Genomic DNA, 21,692 nt, shown 5'->3' with positions numbered 1-21,692 from the left:
TGGGAGGGTTACAGGAGGGTTACAATTTAGGCATTAAATTATTGTTTTTAAACGATGGATCATAAATGAACAATTAGGTTTTTTAATGAGGTATGTTACTTTATTACGAATCTTTAACAGAAAAAGGGATCTAAGTTTCATCTCAAATCCCTTTAACTTATTTAGAAGATGATTTTTGAATTTAATATTTTATCGTTAAATCAATACCATCATCTTTTTTTACAATAGATTTGACAACTGGATCATTTATTAGAAAGTTCGTTGTATCTGTTAGTGGTTCTCCGTTAATGCTTATCTTATTTTGGTATTTTTTTTCAATGTTGCGAATGTTGTAGAATTCTGGTAATGTTAGTAGCGTTATATTGCTTTTAGGAATTAAAAAAAAAGCAACATTTGCGTCTTTTGCATACTGTTTGACTTTAGGCGATGGTATTGCTTTTAGCGATTGTATATCAGTGGTACTCATAAAGATATTTTTTGTAACAATATCTTTTCCAGACGGCAACTTAATAATCATCACAGCGTTTGCTTTTTCCGGTACTCTGTTTGTCGTTTGTGCTCTTCCGACGAAAAATGTTGATAGTAAGAATAGAGCAATAATTAATGTTTTCATGTTTTTTTGAATTGAAACGAGCGAGGCGGTAACTCTAATGAATCACCGCCTTGACAGTTTATTTTACATGCCCTTGAATTTAATGTTTTAAAAGTATTTCAACTCCATCATCTTTTTTAACAACTGACTTAACACCCTGATCATATATCAAAAAATTTGTTGTATCAGCTATTGCCGTTCCATCGACGTTAATTCTATTCCTATACTTTTTTTCAATGTTGCGAACATTATAAAATTCAGATAATGTCAATAAGGTAACGTAACTTTTGGGAGTCATAATTAAGGCTACATTCGCATCTGGCGAATATTTTTTGATTTCAGGTGCCGGAACAAATACCATTGATTCTATGTCATTAGAATTTACGAATAAATTTTTAGTAATTTTGTCTTTCCCAGAATGCAATTTAACAATTAGTATAACTGATGCCTTTCTATTTGATGTCTGTGCATTTACAACGTAAGATGTAGATAGTATTGTCAGAGCAATAAGTAATTTTTTCATGTTTTTAATATTTGTGTGATATAACTGTCCTAATTATCTCACCTGCCCTCGTTCTACCTGGTTGTCCATCTGCGGTAACAGTATCTATGAAACGACACTGATGTACCTGGATACTAATAGTTCGCCCCTCTTCTATAAACTTAATCTATATACCGTTGAACTGTAGAGAATTTGTATTGGCCCCATTTGCCGAAAGCATAATATTATGTGATTTAATATGCCAGGTTCTCATAGTTTAATACTTTTAGTCAGAATAAGTGTAAATAGTAAAATCAAAGTTCCTATCATGAAAACTGTATATAGAAGGACATCTTTATTTTTTTTCAACTTATTGGCACGATAAATTGCAACACCAAAGACTACAGGTATAAAAATTGCCGCTAACCACACACCTAAATGTTTATTATAAGCTGCGCTAATCACTATAGCAATAAACCATATAATAAAAATAGGATCTAATATCTTATTAGGCTTATATTTTACCTGTTTATTTTCAGACTGTAACATTATTTTTCGTTTATATTAGTTAATGTAATAAATTATTGCAATAATATAATTTAATGATGATTTTACATGATTTAAAAACTATAAGGAAACAGAATCGGTTTTAGTCTTTGCCTGCTTAATGTTAACGGAGGAAGACTCGTGGCTGTTCAAGATCAAGCCTACTTGCTAATGGGATATGATAAATATATTCGTGGGCTAGCAGACGCAGTAATAGCTCAAAATGCGCGTATTTGGCAAAAAGCAATTTTATGATAACAAAAAATTGCGAAAAAAAATATTTCTTTATTTATATAAACCAATCTCTATGAAAAAGTTTACCAAAAAAATTATTACCAGCTGTTGTATTTTAATTGCTATTTCTACAGTGGCTAATGCCCAAGCCTCAAGAAAAAGTACAAAAGCGCCGTTCATAAAATCAATTGATTCATTTGTTAACAGTGGATTTAAGCATGATGAACTACAAGATAGTATTGCGTTATATGCAATTAATTTCAGAGTTGATCTCATTAAAAAAAATGACGGAAAAATTGAGATAGCTGGAGTTAGTGTGAACGATAGCTTAGCATATAAACTGTTTCCATCTTATAAAAAACTATACACTATTGACTATAAATCGGTGATTGGCACCAGAAAAAAAGCATCACTAATTATTCCAATATTAATTTCTAATATCTCAGCTACCGCTAAAAAAAGATATGTAAAAAATGACGGAAGTGATTTGATTGAGATGAATGCAGCTGTTAACGCAGCTTTTGCAATATATTCAACAATAAAATATGATAACCGAAAAGAGGCCAATATCTCACTTTATGAAAGAATATATAAATCTGAGAACTATAGAGCAGAACAAGATTTTGACCCTAATAAGGTATTTTTAACTCCATATTTTATTAAAATTGTAAACATTCAATAAAAGATTAATTTAATTACAGCTTGTGCCTAATGATTGTTAATTGAAACAGGAAGAATTACATCTTCGGACAGATAATTTTTCATGATTTCCTTACTGGAAATACCTAATGCATTGAACCAGAAATCAAATGAGCCACCAACTATTCCAATTTCAGGAATATATAAGAATCTATCTATACCCCTTCTTGAGTTTGTACCATCTGCAACTCTCCAGTCTGAAAATTGCCAAAACTTATAAGCAGTATAGTTCCCAACAGCAATTTTTGCTGATAAGAAGTTTAATGGTCTTTCAAGTGGCTGTCTTAAACCGGAGCTGCCAGTAGCGTTTGCAGAAATAAGCGCATTTGGAGAATATTCGTTATTAATATGTTTAAACTTTGTCTCATATTCCGATACAGAGAACATTGGAGACTTTATATTAATAAATACATTTCCCATTTCATTTGGGAATATGAGTTCTTGTGTTACTATTTTAAAGAATTCAGTTAAACAATAATTAGAAATAAAATATTTTCCATTTCTATTTATAACTACCTTAATGTCATTTCTCTTCAAACCGTCAGAGTTTTGTAATTCGGATTTTTGATAAGCCTGAAAACCCTGATCAAGTATTTTTTTTAAATCCTCAGCTCCAACCACATTATTTAATTGATCTAAACTAATTTCTGACCATAAATCTTTTTCTTTTACAGGTAAAACCGAAAATAGGACGAGTAGATTTTTATCAATTAAAACATTATAGAGCTCAATGTTCTTATCAATGCCATATAGTTTTTTTGCATTGAGCTCAACTAAATTTATTTTGTAATCCGGGCTTTTCGAATCGATAATAAAATATTTTATTTTTTGTTGTTCACGTTTAAAGAGGTCACTGGAATCTCTTTGATTGGCTTTTACTAAGCTAGTCGAAAAAAATATTAGTATTGCTATTATTTTAAATTTCATATTATGGACATTTAGATCCCAATTGTTTATTATTTCTTATATCTCTTTCATTTTCATTAAGTAATTTCTGGTCATTACTTGTTGTAAAGATTCCCGCTGCGGCCATAGCCTGAACAGTTGACTCTGGTAAATTAGGATTGTATAGTTTTATGGTATTTGCTAATTGATTGTAAAAATTTAAACCCATCTGTGAATGTGAACTTACAAAGATATTTTTAGTGAAATCAAATTTGGTCCCATTAATATTTACAAATTCAAGATTTACATCTGGATATTTTGTTGCAAAATTACTGCCTAATCTGGATTTTTCAACACTTAAGTAAGCATGTAATGCTTCATGATACATTGTGATCAAAATATATTCTTTTGTCGCATGAGATAATACATCTTGATTAATCCGGATTTTAGATGACATAGAGAATCCAGCATCATAATTATATCCATTTTTGAGAGTAAGATCAGTTACAGTTTGATCTCCATCAGTATAACCTCCATTAGGAGAAACCGGAAATACAGCTGGAACAAATGTTATATTCATATCACAATTACCATTAAAAGTACTATTGATAAGTGTAGCAATATCATTTTTTAATAGCGGTAATTGTCGAAGCAAGTCCTGAGCACAAGGGTAATTTGTTAGAGAATCAATTATATCCTTTTTCTCTTGATAAGGAGCCGGAGTAGTACCAGGACTTCAGCACCTCCTCCTCCTCCAAAGCTACCACCGCCACCATCATCAGGATTAAATGTTTGACAAGAGGTTGAAATATCCCATGACTTGACAATTTTACTTCTTTTTTCTCCTGGACAGGATTTAGGATAAATACTGATGATTGAAGGCCGATTACAGCGCGAGGGACAAGTTGTACATGTGATCGTGAGTAAATGTGCAGATCTAACAAAGATATTAGGTAAATTGGTTCAAAGAGCAGATGATGACTTGCCAGTACTAACCTTATCGCTTGCAGATGAAAAAAATCCGCCTTACTCTTCGCAAAATAAAAAGACTCAATTGCGAGAAGATGTTAAAGAGACCTTTTATGGAGAACTGAACTTCAAATAGAGCATGTTCTGCAAAAAAATAGTGATTAGAAGACGGTTAGATTGTTTAAGGCTTGATCTGATAGCCTTGGTTCTTTTGAGAAAACAACTTTAATACAAAGATGTTATAGGATGAAAAACTTCTAATTATGGATAACAAACAGAAAACAGGAAGTCCTGACAGGGATAGAATCAATGTGAACGAAAGTTATGAACTAGAATATTGGTCTAAGAAATTTAATGTCACGCCAGACGAATTGAAGAAAGCCGTTAAAGCAGCTGGGACATCAGCAGATGCAGTGGAGAAACACCTGAAAAACGTAAAGTAAACGACCTCAGTCAATAATTAATATTGTGAATATAGACGCTAATTTATTGGACGATGATACGAAAAATGAATTAGCGTCTAATTGGTTTTTCCTAACCATGCACGCAAATTTTCGTTCGGTGCAGTCAACTTTTGATCATTGCTTTGATATATGGATTGACTCGGACAATCAGATTCAAACGAGTGATTTATACACTTATCCAGATTAAGTTAGATCTATGAAAATTGCAACCTATAATATTAATGGCATCAATGGACGCTTGCCTGTTTTATTGCAGTGGTTGAAAATTGCTTCACCCGATGTAGTTTGCCTTCAAGAACTGAAATCGCCAGACGAAAAATTTCCACAACAAATACTTCTTGAAGCTGGCTATCATTCGATTTGGCATGGCGAAAAAAGCTGGAACGGTGTTGCGATCCTTTCCCGGTATGGAGAAATTAAAGAAACCCGCAGAGGACTAGATGGTGATCCCGAGGATTCACATAGCCGTTATATTGAAGCTTTCATTAATGGGGTTGTGATTGGCTGTTTATATTTGCCTAACGGGAATCCCTGTCCTGGACCGAAGTTTGACTATAAACTCAAATGGATCAAACGGTTTTCAAAACATGCAAAGAAGCTCCAAAGTTTTGATTTACCAGTTGCCCTTATCGGCGATTATAATATTATTCCCACTGACCTGGATACTTACAAGCCCGAAAAATATGTTGAAAATGCACTTTTTCGTCCAGAAGTACGCAAACAGTTCGCATCACTACAAAAAACAGGCTGGGTAGACGCGCTCCGCAAATTATATCCCGGCCAAAGAGTCTATACCTTTTGGGACTACCTTCGTCATGCCTTTGATAGGAACGCTGGGTTACGTTTAGACCATTTCTTATTAAACGATTCGCTTGCCTCACGTTTAAAGGCGGCAGGTGTCGATAAGGAAGTCCGTGGATGGCCACATTCTAGCGATCACGCACCTGTCTGGATATTGCTAGATGAACCGTAATCCATGTAAATCAGCCTCATAGCTCAAGATTTACCTGAATTTTCCAAACTTTATAGTTGTAAAGCTGTTAGAATAGTTGCTAATCTTTAAGAGTATGAGTCTAAAAAAATACAACGAAAAACGTGATTTTAACAAGACCGCTGAACCTAAATCTGGCAAACCAAAGCCCAGTGGTAAACTCCAATTTGTAATTCAAAAGCATGATGCCTCAAGACTCCATTATGACTTTCGTCTTGAAATGGAAGGAGTACTGAAAAGCTGGGCTGTTCCTAAAGGACCATCTACGGACCCTAAGACCAAGCGGCTGGCCATGATGGTGGAAGATCATCCTTTTGATTATAAAGACTTCGAGGGGATTATTCCAAAGGGTGAATATGGTGGAGGTACGGTAATTGTCTGGGATGAAGGAACATACGAACCAATCGAAAAGATTAGAGGTAAAAAAGCACAGGAAAAACATTTGTTAGCGCAATTAAAATCTGGCTCACTGAAGATTATTCTGCATGGTAAAAAGCTAAAGGGGGAATTCGCATTAGTAAAAACTCATGGAATGGGTGAAAATGGCTGGTTACTTATTAAACATAAGGATGAATATGCAGCCTCAAGTGACATCACTAAAAAAGATAAATCTGTACTTTCTGAAAAGACTATAGCGCAGATGGAAAAGACCAGTGACCAGGTCTGGCAGCATGGGCAGACCGAAAAGCTGGAAACTCATAAAAATAATAGAAAGACAACTAAAGTTTTGGAAGATGATACTGTAGCTGATCAACCTGAAAAGCTTTCAGGCGAAATTACAGCATTAATCAAAAACGGCAAAAAATCGAAAATTCCTATTGGAATGAAACCAATGTTGGCGACACTTGTCGATGATCCTTTTGATGATCCGGATTGGATTTACGAGGTTAAATGGGATGGCTACCGGGCGTTAGGTTTTTCACTAAAAAACGGGGATGTTCAGATATTATCCCGAAATAATAAACCATTCAATGAGAAATTTTATCCTATTTACCAGATCCTGCAAAACTGGAAATTAGACATAGTCGTTGATGGCGAGATTTTAGTGTTGGACGATAAAGGCGTATCAAACTTTGGTAAATTACAAAACTGGCGTAGCGAGGCAGACGGCGAGTTAGTTTATTATGTGTTCGATTTAATTTGGTATAATGGTAAGGATCTCACTGATCTTCCACTATCATCAAGGCAGGAAATCCTGGCAGCGGTATTGCCACAGGATGATGACCGGGTGAGATTAAGCAAAGTATTCAATGCTAAGGGAACCGAGTTTTTTCATGCAGCTGAGAAAATGGGTTTAGAAGGCATCATCGCAAAAAAGTCCAATAGCACCTATACAGAAAATAACCGTTCGAGTGACTGGCTAAAGATCAAAGTTCACAAGCGCCAGGAAGTTGTAATTGCTGGCTACACAAAAAATGAAGGCACATCTAAAGAGTTCAGCTCCCTACTATTGGGGGTATACGAGAATGGACACCTTCAATATGTTGGTAAAGTGGGAACAGGTTTTAATCATCAGGACCAGAAAGATATGATAGCACAGTTCAGGCCATTGATCATCGATAAAAGTCCATTCTCAGAAGTCCCTGATGTGAATAAGCCATCAAGGTTCAGACCAAATCCACCTAAAGCTAAAGCTACATGGTTAAAGCCAGAGCTGGTTTGTGAAGTAACTTTCTCCGAAGTGACCACCGATGGGGTATTCCGCCACCCGTCTTTTCAGGGAATGAGGATTGACAAAAAATCAAAAGAGGTAATTCGGGAAACTGAGATTGAAACTATAGCAATAGTCGAACATAAATCTGCTGAAGAATCAGATACAAGACCAGTGAGTACAGACAGGCATGCCGGGGCGATTGCCCCTCCAAAGCATGGTGGCCGCAAAACTTTACTCAATCCAAAAGATGAAACTCAGGTTCGTAAAGTCGGCGGTCGTGAACTGAAGTTTACGCATTTAAGTAAATTATACTGGCCAGAGGATAAGGTAAGTAAAAGGGATATGTTCAATTATTATTACCAGGTAGCTGAATTTATCATGCCTTATTTAAAAGATAGGCCAATGTCCTTAAACAGGTATCCCGGGGGGATTCATAGCAAGAGTTTTTATCAAAAAGATGTGAAAGACAAAGCGCCCGATTGGGCGGATACTTTTCCTTACACCACGAGTGACGGTGAGCACAAGGAGTATCTACTGGGTAATGATGAGGCTGCATTACTGTGGATGGCTTCATTGGGTTGTATCGAAATGAATCCGTGGTTCTCAAGGAGCATATCCCCTGACAATCCTGATTATTGCGTGATCGACCTGGATCCCGATAAAAATACCTTCGATCAGGTGATCCAAGTCGCAAAAATGGTTAAAACAGTCCTGGATCAGATAGATGTACCATGTTACCCAAAAACTTCTGGTTCTACTGGTATACATATTTATATTCCTCTTGGTGCAAAGTACACTTATGATCAATCGCAACTATTTGCAAAGTTAATCGTTGGACTCATCCATCAACAAGCTCCTGAATTCACCAGTCTTGAACGGATGATAGCCAATCGTCATGGAAAAATGTACCTCGATTTTTTGCAGAATAGACCCGGTGCTACAATAGCCTGCCCATATTCATTGAGGCCAAAGCCTGGAGCAACAGTTTCTATGCCGCTGGATTGGGACGAAGTTAAAACTGGAATGCAAATGAAAGATTTCAATATCTTCAATGCAGTTTCCAGGCTTAAAGAAACTGGTGATCTTTTTAAAGGTGTATTAGGTAAAGGAATAGATCTGGCCAAAGCAGTGACAAAGGCGAAATCCGTATTCGGTTGATATAAAAGTGAAAGCACCAACTAAGATTAAACAAAGATGTTTGGTGAGTGTATCTTATTGAAGAAAGGCAGTTTTACAATTGAGGTAAACTTGCTTGAAGGAAAACGTGCCCTTTATGACGGTTTTGGACGGAGTGGTACCCATCTGCGGTAACATTATCTATAAAACGACATTGATGTACCTGGATACTAATAGTTCTCCCCTCTCCTGTGGTTACTTCCTTCCAACTACATTTACAAAAGGCCTAACGGTCCCTTTGCCATTCTGACCAGTGATCTCTTCAGTCATTTGTTTTACTTCAACATCTACGAAACCTACTTTGCTGAAAAATGTTTTCACTTCATTAGTATTGTAAAAAGTAAAATCAGAGTGTGTCCAGGGCAGATCTATTCCGATATTTTTTTCCATAAAGGCCAGGCTAAATTTTCTTCCAGGTCGTAACACACGGTATATTTCCTTTAAATGGGCTACGGGGTCTTTCCAGAAATAAATGGTATTTACCGTAAAGCAACCATCAAAGAAATCGTTTCCAATAGCTAATGTACCGTTTTCTTTTGCCAGACTAAATTGGGTAGTACCTCCATTTATTTTTAATGCGGGGGCGGACAGGGCGCCGAGTACCACTGTCTCAGAAATATTGTTTCCATAATAACCAATCCCCATCACTTTTTGAAAAAGAAATGGAAGGTATTCTCTACTTTTAAAGCCAATCTCTAACACCAAAGAATGGTCGGCCAATCTCAGCTGATCCACAGTTTGGGAAATCATGGTACGGTAAAGAGGTGAAACTTCACGCTCTATTTTTTTGTATAGTATGTCATCAGGACGACGTGCCTGCGTACTTGTTTCTTTAAAATATATCTGCTCTTCCATGTTTTGCTTTCTAAAATCTCTTTCCAGATAAATTCTATCAATGGTCTCAATTTCCCTTGACCTTCTTTAATCCGCAAAAGTGAGAAATAGCTATTCCGGAGATTTACACAAAACGGATTTTCTTTTGCAAGAAAATGTAATTTTTGAAAATCTTTACAGAAAACATCCATTTTTTTTATCATTATTGCCTTTATGGCAATTAATGTTGGTAAGGATTATGAGGCCTTGAAAAAGGTAGGTGGGAATTTTGAGCCTTTTGCTAATCAGGGCCAATTCGTTAAAGAAAGCAGGGATAAATACCATTTTTCTTTTAGTGATGCTGAACTCTGGCAAATCAATACTCCGGATCTTTATATCGTATACGGCGACATTTCATTCAAACGGCGTCAAATCTATTTCAGACCAACTAACGATCTGCCGGATATGATTAAATTGCGCTTTACTTTATCTGGCAATGGAACTATATATAATGCAGTAAACAAGCAGCAATATATCTTTAGTTCTAATCAGCAAAACATCATTTATATGCCAGAACTGGATGGTACAGGTGAATATGATACGGACAGTAATTACCGCTTCTTTGAGGTACATTTTGCTAAGGACAAATTTCTACAACTCGCCGAAAACTCAACTACGGCGCTGCAGGTTTTAGCTGACCATTTAGATGCTGGACGTTATTCACAAATGGCCGAACAGAACCTGCCGATCTCCTGGGCTATGCAAAATTGTATGCAGGAAATCCTCAATTGTACTTATACAGAAGGACTACGACTCTTATTTATCGAGTCAAAATGTACAGAATTGCTTGTGCTTCAGGCCGAGGCTTTTGAAAGTGATGTTTTTAAAAATGAAAATTCGCCCATACAATCTGCATATGACAAAGATTGTATTTATCATGCCAGAGATTACCTGATTCAGAACATCCAGCAACCACCCTCTATTGCACAACTGGCAAAGGTATGCGGTATTAATGAATTTAAGTTAAAAAAAGGATTTAAGTGCTTGTTTGATAAAAGCATATTTGGTTATTTAAGTGACCACAAACTCAACTACGCCAGGCAGCTTCTGCTAGAGGGCATACCTATAAAGGCTGTAGCTTTTCAATTGGGTTATTCTTCCGTTCAGCATTTCAGCAATGCATTCAGGAAGAAATTTGCTGTCCCGCCGGGGAAAGTAAGGGTGTAATTCAACCTAATTCTCCAGGTTCAAGTGTTTAAAGAGCTCCTTTGTAATCAAACGAATATTGACAGCCAGCTGTTCATAACTACAATGCCTCAGACCCTGAGGGAAGGGTACACCGCCCTCCCGCTTGACCATATCTATAGTAATCACCGAATCTACAGAGACTTCCTCGCTCGCAACCAGGGAAGCGTAAAGCCTCCGTGCAAAAGCCTCATCATGACCAAGGTGAAAACAACCATAAGTTTCGATGCCTTTAAGTGTTTTCATGTTCAGAGATATTTCATAGCTGGTTTCCATAATACTACAATAAACAAAATGAAATAAAAGAGCCGCCCGAAGGCAGCTCATGGTATTGGTATAAATCAAAAAAACATTACTTGATTTCAATCTGGCGGCTCTGGATTTTAGCCTCCTCCCTTTTAGCAATATCAATGCACAACACCCCATCCATATACTTCGCTTCAATTCCATTTTCATTGGCAGCATCGGGCAGCGTGAAAGAACGCACAAATGAACTATAACTAAACTCCCGTTTGTTATAATTGCGCTCCTGAGCACCATTCTCCGAACTCCGCTCCACAGAAATGCTCAGCACATTTCTTTCCAAAGAAAGCTTAAAATCCTCCTTTTTCAAACCCGGAGCTGCAAGCTCCACATGATAGTGATCTTTACTCTCACTGATATTGACAGCAGGCACACGCGCCGTCATGCGATCAGAAAAGAAAGTGTCATTGAAAATAGAATCGAAAACGCCATCAAAGCCAGTCATCAGGCCATTTTTCTTCACATTGCCATTTGGATTAAATTTAACCAGTGTCATAGGTCTGTCCTCCTTAATTTAATTTTTAATGATTAAAACTTACAATTAATTAAATACCGAACTTCGTGTTCATACTGGATATATCGAATTAAATGCCAAAGCCGTTCCGCCCCGGATCAGCTGAAAATTTTGCAGAAAAAATGAAAAAATTTCAGGTCTAAATGCCAAAAATTCATTCCAGCCCGAAAAAGAGAACGGCGAAGAATCACAACCTTCCGCGAGTGGTCATTGAAAAAGACGATAGTTTATGTGGCTACGGTACAATATCAGGGATAATTAGCTTAATATTTGTCAAAAAAAGTTTTATTTCATTGACAAGTTTACTATAATTGCGCCTCGATTTGACATACATAAGATTATTTTAAACTCACAATTTTTATAAGCTATGCCATTTTTAGATGATGTATTGCAGCGCCCGTCATATGGGTGGCAGGATGCGCAGGGAAACTTAATAAAGCCAACTACAATCGAAATCTTCCGCGAATTTTTTTCGCGGCTCAATGTATTTAAAGACCGAAAAAACTGGCTTCCCTTTTTTAGCTGGCTAAAAGTAGCCTGTCTGATTCCATTTTTTTTGATATTCATGTTCAATTTTCTCAGCTGGTGGACAATATTGGCTGCATTTGTCTACAGCATGATCATTATGGGAACCCACGGAACCATTTGGCACCATCGGTATTGCACCCATGGCGCCTATAAATTCAAAAATGCATTCTGGCGATTTTTTACACAAAATCTAACAATAAATGTAATCCCAGAAGAAATATATGTGATTTCACATCATGTCCATCACGCTAAATCAGATCAGCCTGGCGATCCATACAACGCACAGGCCGGGACACCATAGCGCCTAAAATAATTGTGAGATTTGTCACGAAAAGTAAGTATGCCTTTTGATGAACTTTGATGTATAGATTTAAAACATCAGATCATGAAAAAGTTTGGTAAAATTTTATTATTAACATTATTAACTTTTGCTTCAGCTATGGCGCAAAATAAAAAGGAAAAACAAATGGAAAAAAAAAAATCCAGTCCTTGGCAATGGCAAGACAAGCTCAGTTATGTACAGGCTGTTGAAGTGAAAAATGTACAGGGGACATTGTATGTATCAGGTCAGGCTGCAGTGCATGCCAATGGTAAGTCGAGCAATGCCGATATGCGTACTCAGCTTGGATTGGCAATACAGAACCTCGAAAAGGTAATCAGTGAGGCAGATTATGACCCCAAAAATATAGTTCGGCTTACAGTTTACTCTACATCCTCTGATGAGTTTATCAAGAACTGTTTCGACTTATTTCAGGCTTTCGCAGCAAAACACGGAATGAAACAAACACTCACTCTTATGCAGGTAGTTGCCTTGAACGAAACGTTAAAGGTGGAGTTGGAAGCCACTGTAGTTAAATAATCATTTAATTTAGCAAAAGGCCATGTTTATGCATGGCCCTTTGTAATACTTGCTCGCAGTACCGTTGCACAGGGAATTATAAAAATATATAATAAATTTTCACTTGTAAATGGCTGGTTTTGATCAGAATGATAATGATTTTATCTAATTTAAACCCGAGTTTGATTAATCTTCGAATAAAATTGGTGATATTTTCCATTTCAATTTACTAAGACTCTTTGTTGGTGGAAATCTAATCTTCATTTTATCTCATCTCTGAATTTACTTACCATCAAGCTCATCACATCTTCTCTTCTGTAATAAAGACAGCCGACAATAATCACAGACTTCAATAACCCTTTATTTCGCCATCTTCTTAACGTACGGTCGCTAATACGGAACATAGATTTCACATCATTGGTATCTAACAAATTTCTTTCATGAGCAACAAATTTCTCCTGCTTTTTCACATTCATCATTTCAGCCAGGACATTTATCAACAAATTCACTTTATCGTTCATTTCCATATTCACATGATTAAATTTTAAACTATCTGAATTATTCAACGATTGTTAAATAGTCACATTAGGGAGGAATAATCAAAAAAGTCTGTATAACTCTTTTGCAGAATAATTTTACGTTTTTCAAAATAAACAGGTTTAATAATACAGTAATATAATAAATATTATTTATTAAAAAGAAAACACAATATCTTATTTAACAAAAATTAACACTAATCAACTTTTACCCAATCAGAAATCCTGTAAATAGTCTTGACATGTCTCTTTTTTCTATAAACCCCATCACCTTCCCTGCTGCCCTGAATATTCGTATTACCTTCTACACTATTTACCCAATTTCCTTTTTGATTAACTATCAACCCAACATGAGCTATTCTTTTTAATTTAACAAAGTATATACCCAGCAAATTACCTGGTAAAGCAGAACGTGCTAAATGGGATAAAGGGAAAAGATCTGGTGTCCACCCTGATCGTGGTTTATCATATCCAGCCTGCGCAAAAACCCAGCTTATAAAACCTGCGCACCAGGGCTGCCCTTTTTTTAAACTTACACTGGTCAAATAAGTCTCTACACGAAATCCGTCATTATTTCCAGTTATTTCCCTCACCCCTATTTCTTTTTCCGCAATACAAACAAGGAGCTCTCTTTTTTGACACTCCAGAGCATTGAAGCTAAATTTGTTATTTAACAGATGGCGATCAAGCAAGCCGAAGCCGCTAACAATAACAAAGCAAACGATACCCAGTAAAAGCCTAATTGTTGCCATGACGGTAAAAAATTAAATTGTGAAACCATAAATGTTAGAGCGGGTAATTTCATAAGTAGCCAAAACCATTGTAATAACCACCACGATAAAGCGGTTATTAAAAGAAAGCTAATCATGCTCAATAAAATCAGTAGCCAGATACTTTGATCTATGCTACCTACCCTTTCATCAAACAAGTTGAGAAACCTGGGCGCAAAGCACCATATTAACAGCAAAACTGCGAATATCATTCCAGGTTCCGATCTTTTTAAGGAGGTATTGACAACCGGTAATAATTTAATTATCCCCGGCAATTCTATAGTTTTTATATTCATCACATTTTAAATTTTAAGAATTTATCAGTTATTAGCAGTCTTATTATATAAACCGGCAAACTCGTCAGCTTGCCGGTTTATTCAAATCCTATGCAATAGCTTTGACAGACCCCAGATAAACACTAGTACTTACCTTTTTACCATCTAAAGAAGAAATGTAAAACCAGCAATGTAAAGTGTTACCAACGATAGTTTTAGACAGCATACGTGCTTCTAATTTACCAGCGGATCTGACCGCAGTTGATGGAATTAGAAAATAATCATTCGTTTCATCGTAAATTATTATACTGGCTCTATCCGTAGAACGCTCTAAACGTTCATTTTCTGTGTTAAAATCCAAAGGATCATAGGCCCAGCTGATTGCTACTTTACGGCCTAAAACTGGCACTGCTAAAAGATCCTGTGGACTGTCCAACTTTCCAAGAGTCAGTTTTAACTTAGCATAATTGATCGTAAATAATGGAGACACACCTGAGATAGCTTCTTTCAGATTAAATTTAACCGCCTCGTTCATCGGGCCAGACAGTTTGTTGCCGGATTGGTATCCTTTACTCACAACCTCACTAACAGCACCTAAAAATCTGGTTATTAAGCCAAATTTATTGCGTTGATCAATTTGTGATCTCACAGGTGGTTTACTGGTTTTTTTTGGTAAACTTTTCATTACATCCAACGTGCGCCACCTGGTACCGATTACTGTTCCTACTTTTCCTGAGAATCCACCAAGGATTCCTGTTCTGATCTTTCCCATTTTCTTTAATTTTAAACAATGAATTATTCTATTAATTCAAGTCAATCGCATGCCGGCCGCTTAAACTCGTTAAACGAAAGTATATCAATAAATTAGCTCAAAAATAAATTGACCGCAATAGTCCGTTATTGTCCGCAATTGACCGGATTTGACCGGATTTGTCCAGCACTGAAAAAGCTTTATTTATTAAAAACAGGGTTAAAACAAGAAAGGCCCTCCAATTAAGGAGAGCCTTTGATAATAGCTGTTGCAAAATTAATCGAAATTCAAACCTGGCATTTCCATCCATGAATGATTATCCGGATTGATAAAAGTACCGGGACTTAAGATTGCGTCACAAATGACTGCGGGATTAAATGATTTACTATTTAACAAGGTAACACCATTATAGAAACTCAAAAACATTACAGCGATACTTAGACAACCGTCTGGAATTTTAAAAGAAAAATCAATCAGATTTATTAATTCTTCGTTTTTTTTAAGGGTAATGCTATATTTTTCCGGATTAAGAATTCTTTTACCGTCTTTCAGCCGGATTAATCCGACTACGAATGTTAGTTTGCATTGAGTTGCATGCTTTGGAAAACGCAATTTTGGCGCGTTACCTGACTCATAATAAACAATCTTCATAATTCCCTGATTGAGTTCAATTTTCGGTTTTAAATTCAAAATCTTTTTTACAGGAGATTTAATATTAAATTCAAAACCGGCTAAATTACCAAAACTGTTTCGCTTAAAAAGGTATCCCGTTTTTGTAGGATTATCACATGCTGTAAGGACTGTAGTCAACGCACTGGTGAATCGAAAAGCATAACTTGTTTCATTCATTCCACCGAGCGTATTATGAAATATACCTCTAATATGTTTTCCAAGCTTGCTACTTTTACGAAAATTCTCTGATGCATTTTTGGTTTCCACTGATTGTTTCATTGTGCCTGGCGCAGGTCTTTTTGAAACAATCTGTACCCCATTTACTACTTTAAAAATGAAATCGCCCAGGATTCCCTTTAAAAATTTACCGTCGAAAATTGCCATAAATATTTGCTTTTTTATCAATGTAAAGGATTTGTGCTAAAGAGTATCATCCTAAGCAGGCAATGTCCATAATTGTCCTCGGCTGTCTGCAATTGTCCGTAGTTGTCCATGTTATGGTCAAAGGAAAAATTAAAAAGTTCTTCAGTCTTCAACTAGTCATGCTTTATTTGTGCCTAAGTAGTGCTCGATGTAAGACCAAGCTTTAAACAGCCTTTAACCATAGGTACTCCAAGTCTTTTCAACTAGTTGTTTTTACTTGGACTTACCATGGACTCACGTTACTTTAGCATTGCTCTCACCCTAACGAGTACCCGGGCAGTACTAAGGCAGTACCCGGATGTTGCAGGTCAAAACCATTAGTTTGATCAGGATGATTTATATCAAGTGAGAAGGGTTGAAAACTGGCTTTTCTATAGACAGTTATAAAAACAAGATTGTGTAAATAATTGATATATGAAAACAGAAGATTATTCAAAATTAAGCACGTTTCGTTTGAGTAATTGAAAGGAAACAAATCAACCAGACGCTCTACTCAGCACCACATCAATTTCCCTCCCGATTTGCGCAATTACAGTTTGATCGAATAAAATATCCACATGTCCGGAGTCCTCATTATACTCATAAATAGCATAGCCATCTGAATTCAAATCATCAGCAGAAACCGCCTGCCAAAAGCCATTATGCAGGAACATTTCACCGATTAGGCCGCCATGATAAATCACTTTAAAATTATCACCCAATTGGGGATGAATATTCAAGTCAATCTGCCTGCCTTCAACCTTAATTACGATATTAAAAGGATCCATAAGTATAAATGATTTATTATTCAATGCCTAAAGAACAACCTTCACATTTGAATGTTTTCAATTAAATTAACTGGTTCCCTGTTTAGTAATTATCAGCTGCTTCTGCCGCCCCTCATCTTTGTATGGAGATATCATCTTTTATAGTCCAAGAACCAAATCTTTCAACGTAAATAAATTAGCAATTGCCTCACCCATAGTATTATTGAAATAAGCATACACTGTTTTTCCTTCGGCCATCCATTCCCGGATATAAGCTGCGTATTCAGACATTAAATCATCCTGATAACTTCCCCTGTAACTTCCTCCAGGCCCGTGAAAACGCAAGTAAACAAAGTTGAGATCTATATCCAGCATTGGTGTATTGGCAGGTGGTTTATCCTGTATCACCATTCCCAAACCATATTCATCAAGCAAGCGATAAACCTGCTCGCAATACAAAGACACATGGCGAAACTCCAGCGCAATATTCCAGTCACCGGCTTTATCACATTCACGCAGACAAGCCATTAATAAAGCCAGCTGATTTAAGTTTCCAATACGTACAGCAGGGGGAAACTGCACCAGCAAACAACCCTTCTTATCACCTGCCAAAGAAATAACCTGCATAAATTTTTTCACAGATTCAGGATCAAAAGCAAGCCCCTTGTTGTGTGTGATCATCTTAGGAAGCTTAAAGGTAAATCTAAAATTTTCCGGAACATCCTTAGCCCATTTCGCAACAGTTGATGCCATTGGTATTTTATAAAAAGAACTATTGATCTCAATACTGTTCATCATCGAAGAATAAAAACACAACCTGCTTTTTTCTTTAAATTCGTCCGGATAAAAAAGCTTATTACGCACAGGCAATAGCAAGCCGCTGGTACCTGAATAGTAAGCAGGAACATTATTTTTTCCCATAACAGCAAATACTAAAATAGACTATCCCAATAATTAACAGATAAAGACGTTATTAATTATACCACACTAAAAGCTAATAACATGGAAAATCAACAAGACAATTCAGCTTCAATCCAAAATAAAAAGTTGACTGAAGCGCTTTTAGAAAAATCAGCCGAGCTTAAAGTGAAAACTGCAAAAGTCAATGAAAAACTCCAGGAGCTTAAAAAGCAGACAGAAAACCTGCTTCATGTCAAAAACGACCAAAGCCAAGGCTCATAACTCAGACCATTGATCCTACCAGCATTAATTTAACACACCAGCATCAATCCGCTGAAGGCTCATTCAAAGGTGGAAAATATTCAGTACCAGGATTTGTTCCATCAGAATTGATGCCTAAATCTTCATCCTCATGACCAGTTGCCCCCTCCCTGTCCAACTCCTGCTCAAGCGGATACAAATTAGAACTTTGCTGAACACCATCTAAATTAACGTCAGTACCAGCCGGTCCGGGAATTTGGTCAACATCAATGTCTTTAATTCCCTGGGTAAGATCATTTTTCCCAACAGCATCAGAATGCTCTGCATTTAAATTAAAATCTTTCCTATCCATCCTATATAAAATTAGTTAATTTCTACTAAACACACTCGAGGGAAGAATGTTTAAAACATCCTGACTTATCCCATCAGCCAGTTGCCAGCATTTCTTCCAGTTCATCCAAAAAGCTGATTTGCATCGAATTGATAAGCAGTCTCGCCTGATCCAAAGAAAACCAATTTCCTTTATCAACCTCTGGAAAATCCACAATTTTCCCAGACCGGGATGGCCACTCCAAAGCGAAAGTATTACAAACCATATTTGAAGGATTTAAATCTCCAGCTACCGCCCAGCAATGCACTACTTTTCCAGCTTTCTGTACAATAGACTTTAATTCCTTAAAATCACCTGCCGGTGAATAACCAGTTTCCTCATAAAACTCACGCAAAGCAGTGGATAGCAATTCCTCCTGCGCAACAGGTTCCCCCTTAGGAATTGTCCAGTAGCCCTTATCCTTATGTCGAAAAAACGGACCACCAGGATGAACCAAAAATACCTCAGTCAGCTCAGCATTAATACGATATAATAATATTCCCGCACTGATAGATTTCATAAAGCTAATTATAAGGTCAAATACCAATCCAACATACAGACTAAATAATTGTTTAAACAGATAACAATCCCCCTTAAATAAGCATCCGGATCAATCAAACACTTAAGTCCAAAAATCAGACAAAAGCGGTGCCTCCGGGTAATGTCCCGTTCTGAAAAAACCTTAAAAATTAATAAAAAAGGTGTAAGGTAAAAGGTTAAAAAACCTAATTCCTTACACCTTTAAAATTTATATACGCTGGTCTTTTATTTCTCGTTAATTATTGATTTTTTAAACAGTCTTTCCCAACCTGATTTCCCAATAACCAATGATTTGTAAGCGTGAGTATCACCGTCTATATAAAAATCAAATGCTAAATTTTTTGTACCCAATATTTTGCCCATTTTTAATGGAACGATACGTGTTTTTCCTATCGAAAATTCATTGTTTTTGAAATCATCAAAAAGCCCTAACACATAATTATAAAAATCAATTTCATCTTTAACAGAAGCAAATGCTACTTTGCGGGTTGCATTTATATCGTCAGTAAATGACAAAATTTCAACTGTCTTTCCTAAGCGATATAACTGAAATGTTGGCGTTATAGGATTGTTCGATCCAATTAATTGGGGCGTTATGTTTTTTTTGTCTTCATTAATTTGTTCTTTAGTTCTTCCCACTTTTAGCTGGGCAGAAACATTATTTCCCAGACAAACTAAGGATAAAAGGCAAATCGCAACTAACATTTTTTTCATATTAATAATTACTAAGTTTATACATTGTATTGCAAATTAAACAATAATGTCATTTAAAGTATTATTAATAAGAAATCTATTAAAAACATTACAATTTCAAAAACACGAAATCACCGCTGTATACTTCCCAATATATAATTATTATAGTTAATTATATATAGTTAATACTGAATAAAACAATTGCAAAACATAGCTAATCTTGAAAACTAAAGCAACACCTGTTTCAGAATCCCCATTGCTTTTACCATCTCATTTTCCTCCAGCGAAGCGAACCCCATCCTCAACCCATTGGTAACAAATAACTCATTCTTATAAAAACTCCCATTGCCAATATATACCCCCTTTTTCAATGCTTCTTCAGACATTTTAACCAGATCAATCTTTTTATCAAAGTTCGTCCACACTGCCAGCCCTCCTTCCGGAACTTTAAACTTTATTTCCTCACTAAAATCAGACTTAAGTAGCTCACAGAAAAGATTTCTCCGCTGCTTATAAATCTTCAGCGACTTCCTGAAATGCCTTTCCATTTCCCCATTGTCAAACAACACGGCAAAAGCTTCTTCCAACAATGTATCCCCTTGCTTATCTATCAGCTGTCTCAATGAAGATGCAGCATCAACAAAAGCCAAAGGCCCAATCATAAACCCAGTTCTCAACCCAGGGGCAAAAGTTTTCGTAATCGAACCAATATAAATTACGTTATGATTGTGATCAATACTTGCCAACGGTACATAAGGCTTATTATCATAATGGAAATCAAAATCATAGTCGTCTTCAATAATTGCAAAACGGTATTCTTTAGCCAGATTTAACAGTTTTAACCTTCTTTCCATGCTCATTGTTACAGTTGTTGGAAAGTGATGATGCGGTATAATATATACTGCCTTTAAACTCTTCTTCTTTAAAATCTCTTCCAAATAATCAATATCCATCCCATTCTCATCTACAGGGATCCGTATAAGATTAGCACCAGCATAAATGAAAGTATCATCAGCAGAACGGTAATTTGAAACTCCAACTGCGATATTGTAAGAAGGCCCGAGCAGCAATTGAGCTGCTAAATAAATCCCCATCTGGCTGCCCTTTGTAATCATTATATTTTCAGAAGGAACAACTAATCCCCTGGTATTCGAGAGATAATTAGCAATAGATTCGCGAAGATGCTCTGATCCTTTGGAGCTGCCATATTTCAGAAAGTTTTTACCGAAGAATTTTCTGGAAAGGCTACGATACTCGCGCATCAAATTATCTACCGGAGCTAAGCGCACATCAGGAAATCCATCATCAATAGTTAGAATATTTTTCTGAAAATTATCACTGGGTATTGCTTTTTCAAAATGATTAGTCCAGATAAAAGACTCCTGAGAACTATTATTTTTATTGACTTCGGGTATTCTGGTTTTAGAAAGCACAGGTAATTTAGAAAGAACAAATACTCCCTGGCGCTCAATAGATTCAGCCCATCCCTGGCTAATTAATTCCTCATATGCCAACTTCACCGTATTTCTATTAATACCTATCAATTCTGCAAGTACGCGGGAGCTTGGTAATATATCAGACGGCTTAAGCGTACCATTCGTGATCAATGATATAAAAGTATTGCACACCTGGATATATAGTGTTACAGAAGATTTCCGATCAACCTGAATTAATGATTTATAAGGTAACATCTGGGCTGTGGTTTACATGAAAATAGAAATACAAATCTACCCCAATATTTTCATATAATATTACCATAACGGCGCTTGAACAGTTAAATCTGGGCTGGTATATTTCTCAAAACTGGCCTACAAAAACAGCCC

At 36.3% G+C, this 21,692-nt stretch carries 27 protein-coding genes; 9 read left to right on the top strand and 18 right to left on the bottom strand.

The window, feature by feature from the left end; all coding sequences use genetic code 11:
* Window positions 1-181 precede the first annotated feature (181 nt).
* The 3 genes from HDE70_RS05675 to HDE70_RS05665 form a co-directional block, all read right to left on the bottom strand.
* Window positions 182-613 (bottom strand): hypothetical protein, encoded by a 432-nt coding sequence (locus HDE70_RS05675; RefSeq protein ID WP_183888613.1) that lies wholly within the window; start codon window positions 611-613, stop codon window positions 182-184.
* Window positions 614-692: 79 nt separating this feature from the next.
* Window positions 693-1,115 (bottom strand): hypothetical protein, encoded by a 423-nt coding sequence (locus HDE70_RS05670; protein ID WP_183888612.1) that lies wholly within the window; start codon window positions 1,113-1,115, stop codon window positions 693-695.
* Between the two features lie 228 nt (window positions 1,116-1,343).
* A complete protein-coding gene (locus HDE70_RS05665) occupies window positions 1,344-1,622 on the bottom strand; it encodes a hypothetical protein (RefSeq protein WP_183888610.1) in 279 nt (92 codons plus the stop codon).
* Between the two features lie 304 nt (window positions 1,623-1,926).
* Here HDE70_RS05665 and HDE70_RS05660 point away from each other — a divergent pair, with 304 nt between their 5' ends.
* Window positions 1,927-2,535: a hypothetical protein gene (locus HDE70_RS05660; protein ID WP_183888608.1), complete on the top strand. Its 609-nt coding sequence runs from the start codon at window positions 1,927-1,929 to the stop codon at window positions 2,533-2,535.
* A gap of 26 nt (window positions 2,536-2,561) precedes the next feature.
* Here HDE70_RS05660 and HDE70_RS05655 read toward each other — a convergent pair whose 3' ends face one another.
* Both HDE70_RS05655 and HDE70_RS05650 read right to left on the bottom strand, forming a co-directional pair.
* Window positions 2,562-3,479 (bottom strand): hypothetical protein, encoded by a 918-nt coding sequence (locus HDE70_RS05655; protein WP_183888606.1) that lies wholly within the window; start codon window positions 3,477-3,479, stop codon window positions 2,562-2,564.
* Window position 3,480: 1 nt separating this feature from the next.
* A complete protein-coding gene (locus HDE70_RS05650; protein ID WP_183888604.1) occupies window positions 3,481-4,017 on the bottom strand; it encodes a hypothetical protein in 537 nt (178 codons plus the stop codon).
* Window positions 4,018-4,308: 291 nt separating this feature from the next.
* On the opposite strand from HDE70_RS05650, the gene HDE70_RS05645 reads away from it, so the two are divergent.
* From HDE70_RS05645 to ligD, 4 genes are all read left to right on the top strand, one after another.
* Window positions 4,309-4,542 carry a hypothetical protein gene (locus HDE70_RS05645; RefSeq protein WP_183888602.1) on the top strand — a complete coding sequence of 78 codons (234 nt, stop codon included), beginning with the start codon at window positions 4,309-4,311 and terminating at the stop codon, window positions 4,540-4,542.
* A 127-nt stretch (window positions 4,543-4,669) separates the two neighbouring features.
* The gene (locus tag HDE70_RS05640; protein WP_221302008.1) at window positions 4,670-4,849 is read left to right on the top strand and encodes a DUF3606 domain-containing protein; all 180 of its coding nucleotides are present in this window, start codon (window positions 4,670-4,672) and stop codon (window positions 4,847-4,849) included.
* 217 nt (window positions 4,850-5,066) lie between these two features.
* A complete protein-coding gene (xth, locus tag HDE70_RS05635; RefSeq protein ID WP_183888600.1) occupies window positions 5,067-5,843 on the top strand; it encodes an exodeoxyribonuclease III in 777 nt (258 codons plus the stop codon).
* Window positions 5,844-5,937: 94 nt separating this feature from the next.
* Entirely contained in the window at window positions 5,938-8,673 is a 2,736-nt protein-coding gene (gene ligD / locus HDE70_RS05630) for a DNA ligase D (RefSeq protein ID WP_183888598.1), read from the top strand.
* A 213-nt stretch (window positions 8,674-8,886) separates the two neighbouring features.
* Here ligD and HDE70_RS05625 read toward each other — a convergent pair whose 3' ends face one another.
* Entirely contained in the window at window positions 8,887-9,546 is a 660-nt protein-coding gene (locus HDE70_RS05625) for a class I SAM-dependent methyltransferase (protein WP_183888596.1), read from the bottom strand.
* 192 nt (window positions 9,547-9,738) lie between these two features.
* Here HDE70_RS05625 and HDE70_RS05620 point away from each other — a divergent pair, with 192 nt between their 5' ends.
* Window positions 9,739-10,731, top strand: coding sequence for a helix-turn-helix transcriptional regulator (locus tag HDE70_RS05620; RefSeq protein WP_183888594.1), 993 nt, complete (start codon window positions 9,739-9,741; stop codon window positions 10,729-10,731).
* Between the two features lie 6 nt (window positions 10,732-10,737).
* Here HDE70_RS05620 and HDE70_RS05615 read toward each other — a convergent pair whose 3' ends face one another.
* Window positions 10,738-11,025, bottom strand: a complete 288-nt coding sequence (locus HDE70_RS05615; protein ID WP_183888591.1) for a hypothetical protein — start codon at window positions 11,023-11,025, stop codon at window positions 10,738-10,740.
* 76 nt (window positions 11,026-11,101) lie between these two features.
* A complete protein-coding gene (locus HDE70_RS05610) occupies window positions 11,102-11,548 on the bottom strand; it encodes an Hsp20/alpha crystallin family protein (RefSeq protein WP_183888589.1) in 447 nt (148 codons plus the stop codon).
* A 385-nt stretch (window positions 11,549-11,933) separates the two neighbouring features.
* Here HDE70_RS05610 and HDE70_RS05605 point away from each other — a divergent pair, with 385 nt between their 5' ends.
* Window positions 11,934-12,395 (top strand): fatty acid desaturase, encoded by a 462-nt coding sequence (locus HDE70_RS05605; protein ID WP_260159950.1) that lies wholly within the window; start codon window positions 11,934-11,936, stop codon window positions 12,393-12,395.
* An 84-nt stretch (window positions 12,396-12,479) separates the two neighbouring features.
* Complete coding sequence (locus HDE70_RS05600; protein ID WP_260159949.1) at window positions 12,480-12,953, top strand: RidA family protein; 474 nt, start codon at window positions 12,480-12,482, stop codon at window positions 12,951-12,953.
* A 239-nt stretch (window positions 12,954-13,192) separates the two neighbouring features.
* Here HDE70_RS05600 and HDE70_RS05595 read toward each other — a convergent pair whose 3' ends face one another.
* The 6 genes from HDE70_RS05595 to HDE70_RS05570 all read right to left on the bottom strand — a co-directional run bounded on the left by HDE70_RS05595 (window position 13,193) and on the right by HDE70_RS05570 (window position 18,026).
* On the bottom strand, window positions 13,193-13,459 hold the full coding sequence (locus HDE70_RS05595; protein ID WP_183870201.1) for a helix-turn-helix domain-containing protein: 267 nt from the start codon (window positions 13,457-13,459) through the stop codon (window positions 13,193-13,195).
* A gap of 206 nt (window positions 13,460-13,665) precedes the next feature.
* The gene (locus HDE70_RS05590) at window positions 13,666-14,220 is read right to left on the bottom strand and encodes a peptidoglycan-binding protein (RefSeq protein ID WP_183888587.1); all 555 of its coding nucleotides are present in this window, start codon (window positions 14,218-14,220) and stop codon (window positions 13,666-13,668) included.
* A gap of 402 nt (window positions 14,221-14,622) precedes the next feature.
* Window positions 14,623-15,285 carry a DUF6266 family protein gene (locus HDE70_RS05585; protein WP_183888585.1) on the bottom strand — a complete coding sequence of 221 codons (663 nt, stop codon included), beginning with the start codon at window positions 15,283-15,285 and terminating at the stop codon, window positions 14,623-14,625.
* A gap of 255 nt (window positions 15,286-15,540) precedes the next feature.
* Window positions 15,541-16,341: a hypothetical protein gene (locus HDE70_RS05580; RefSeq protein ID WP_183888583.1), complete on the bottom strand. Its 801-nt coding sequence runs from the start codon at window positions 16,339-16,341 to the stop codon at window positions 15,541-15,543.
* A gap of 494 nt (window positions 16,342-16,835) precedes the next feature.
* Entirely contained in the window at window positions 16,836-17,126 is a 291-nt protein-coding gene (locus tag HDE70_RS05575) for a hypothetical protein (protein WP_183870321.1), read from the bottom strand.
* A 138-nt stretch (window positions 17,127-17,264) separates the two neighbouring features.
* Window positions 17,265-18,026 (bottom strand): DUF72 domain-containing protein, encoded by a 762-nt coding sequence (locus tag HDE70_RS05570; protein ID WP_183888581.1) that lies wholly within the window; start codon window positions 18,024-18,026, stop codon window positions 17,265-17,267.
* Window positions 18,027-18,107: 81 nt separating this feature from the next.
* On the opposite strand from HDE70_RS05570, the gene HDE70_RS05565 reads away from it, so the two are divergent.
* Complete coding sequence (locus tag HDE70_RS05565) at window positions 18,108-18,287, top strand: hypothetical protein (protein WP_183870319.1); 180 nt, start codon at window positions 18,108-18,110, stop codon at window positions 18,285-18,287.
* Window positions 18,288-18,330: 43 nt separating this feature from the next.
* Here the strand turns inward: HDE70_RS05565 and HDE70_RS05560 are convergent, their stop codons facing one another.
* The 4 genes from HDE70_RS05560 to HDE70_RS05545 form a co-directional block, all read right to left on the bottom strand.
* Window positions 18,331-18,618 (bottom strand): hypothetical protein, encoded by a 288-nt coding sequence (locus tag HDE70_RS05560; protein WP_183870318.1) that lies wholly within the window; start codon window positions 18,616-18,618, stop codon window positions 18,331-18,333.
* A 73-nt stretch (window positions 18,619-18,691) separates the two neighbouring features.
* On the bottom strand, window positions 18,692-19,156 hold the full coding sequence (locus tag HDE70_RS05555; RefSeq protein WP_183888579.1) for an NUDIX domain-containing protein: 465 nt from the start codon (window positions 19,154-19,156) through the stop codon (window positions 18,692-18,694).
* 245 nt (window positions 19,157-19,401) lie between these two features.
* Window positions 19,402-19,890 (bottom strand): hypothetical protein, encoded by a 489-nt coding sequence (locus HDE70_RS05550; protein ID WP_183888577.1) that lies wholly within the window; start codon window positions 19,888-19,890, stop codon window positions 19,402-19,404.
* 206 nt (window positions 19,891-20,096) lie between these two features.
* Window positions 20,097-21,560, bottom strand: coding sequence for a PLP-dependent aminotransferase family protein (locus HDE70_RS05545; protein WP_183888575.1), 1,464 nt, complete (start codon window positions 21,558-21,560; stop codon window positions 20,097-20,099).
* Window positions 21,561-21,692 lie beyond the last annotated feature (132 nt).

This window comes from Pedobacter cryoconitis, from assembly GCF_014200595.1.
Classification (GTDB): Bacteria; Bacteroidota; Bacteroidia; order Sphingobacteriales; family Sphingobacteriaceae; genus Pedobacter; species Pedobacter cryoconitis_C.
The sequence above is the reverse complement of the archived record's forward strand: the minus strand, read 5'-3'. Positions and strand labels throughout refer to the sequence as shown.

Bases quoted from the DNA above. Each gene is read 5' to 3' on its own strand.
- HDE70_RS05615 (WP_183888591.1), bottom strand. From the start codon at position 11,025: ATGGAAACCAGCTATGAAATATCTCTGAACATGAAAACACTTAAAGGC.
- HDE70_RS05560 (WP_183870318.1), bottom strand. From the start codon at position 18,618: ATGGATAGGAAAGATTTTAATTTAAATGCAGAGCATTCTGATGCTGTT.
- HDE70_RS05545 (WP_183888575.1), bottom strand. From the start codon at position 21,560: ATGTTACCTTATAAATCATTAATTCAGGTTGATCGGAAATCTTCTGTA.
- HDE70_RS05555 (WP_183888579.1), bottom strand. From the start codon at position 19,156: ATGAAATCTATCAGTGCGGGAATATTATTATATCGTATTAATGCTGAG.
- HDE70_RS05625 (WP_183888596.1), bottom strand. From the start codon at position 9,546: ATGGAAGAGCAGATATATTTTAAAGAAACAAGTACGCAGGCACGTCGT.
- HDE70_RS05575 (WP_183870321.1), bottom strand. From the start codon at position 17,126: ATGGATCCTTTTAATATCGTAATTAAGGTTGAAGGCAGGCAGATTGAC.
- HDE70_RS05550 (WP_183888577.1), bottom strand. From the start codon at position 19,890: ATGAAAAAAATGTTAGTTGCGATTTGCCTTTTATCCTTAGTTTGTCTG.
- HDE70_RS05605 (WP_260159950.1), top strand. From the start codon at position 11,934: ATGCCATTTTTAGATGATGTATTGCAGCGCCCGTCATATGGGTGGCAG.
- HDE70_RS05620 (WP_183888594.1), top strand. From the start codon at position 9,739: ATGGCAATTAATGTTGGTAAGGATTATGAGGCCTTGAAAAAGGTAGGT.
- HDE70_RS05570 (WP_183888581.1), bottom strand. From the start codon at position 18,026: ATGGGAAAAAATAATGTTCCTGCTTACTATTCAGGTACCAGCGGCTTG.
- HDE70_RS05645 (WP_183888602.1), top strand. From the start codon at position 4,309: ATGATTGAAGGCCGATTACAGCGCGAGGGACAAGTTGTACATGTGATC.
- xth (WP_183888600.1), top strand. From the start codon at position 5,067: ATGAAAATTGCAACCTATAATATTAATGGCATCAATGGACGCTTGCCT.
- HDE70_RS05595 (WP_183870201.1), bottom strand. From the start codon at position 13,459: ATGGAAATGAACGATAAAGTGAATTTGTTGATAAATGTCCTGGCTGAA.
- HDE70_RS05590 (WP_183888587.1), bottom strand. From the start codon at position 14,220: ATGGCAACAATTAGGCTTTTACTGGGTATCGTTTGCTTTGTTATTGTT.
- HDE70_RS05660 (WP_183888608.1), top strand. From the start codon at position 1,927: ATGAAAAAGTTTACCAAAAAAATTATTACCAGCTGTTGTATTTTAATT.
- HDE70_RS05640 (WP_221302008.1), top strand. From the start codon at position 4,670: ATGGATAACAAACAGAAAACAGGAAGTCCTGACAGGGATAGAATCAAT.
- HDE70_RS05565 (WP_183870319.1), top strand. From the start codon at position 18,108: ATGGAAAATCAACAAGACAATTCAGCTTCAATCCAAAATAAAAAGTTG.
- HDE70_RS05650 (WP_183888604.1), bottom strand. From the start codon at position 4,017: ATGAATATAACATTTGTTCCAGCTGTATTTCCGGTTTCTCCTAATGGA.
- HDE70_RS05610 (WP_183888589.1), bottom strand. From the start codon at position 11,548: ATGACACTGGTTAAATTTAATCCAAATGGCAATGTGAAGAAAAATGGC.
- HDE70_RS05675 (WP_183888613.1), bottom strand. From the start codon at position 613: ATGAAAACATTAATTATTGCTCTATTCTTACTATCAACATTTTTCGTC.
- HDE70_RS05585 (WP_183888585.1), bottom strand. From the start codon at position 15,285: ATGGGAAAGATCAGAACAGGAATCCTTGGTGGATTCTCAGGAAAAGTA.
- HDE70_RS05600 (WP_260159949.1), top strand. From the start codon at position 12,480: ATGAAAAAGTTTGGTAAAATTTTATTATTAACATTATTAACTTTTGCT.
- ligD (WP_183888598.1), top strand. From the start codon at position 5,938: ATGAGTCTAAAAAAATACAACGAAAAACGTGATTTTAACAAGACCGCT.
- HDE70_RS05655 (WP_183888606.1), bottom strand. From the start codon at position 3,479: ATGAAATTTAAAATAATAGCAATACTAATATTTTTTTCGACTAGCTTA.
- HDE70_RS05670 (WP_183888612.1), bottom strand. From the start codon at position 1,115: ATGAAAAAATTACTTATTGCTCTGACAATACTATCTACATCTTACGTT.
- HDE70_RS05665 (WP_183888610.1), bottom strand. From the start codon at position 1,622: ATGTTACAGTCTGAAAATAAACAGGTAAAATATAAGCCTAATAAGATA.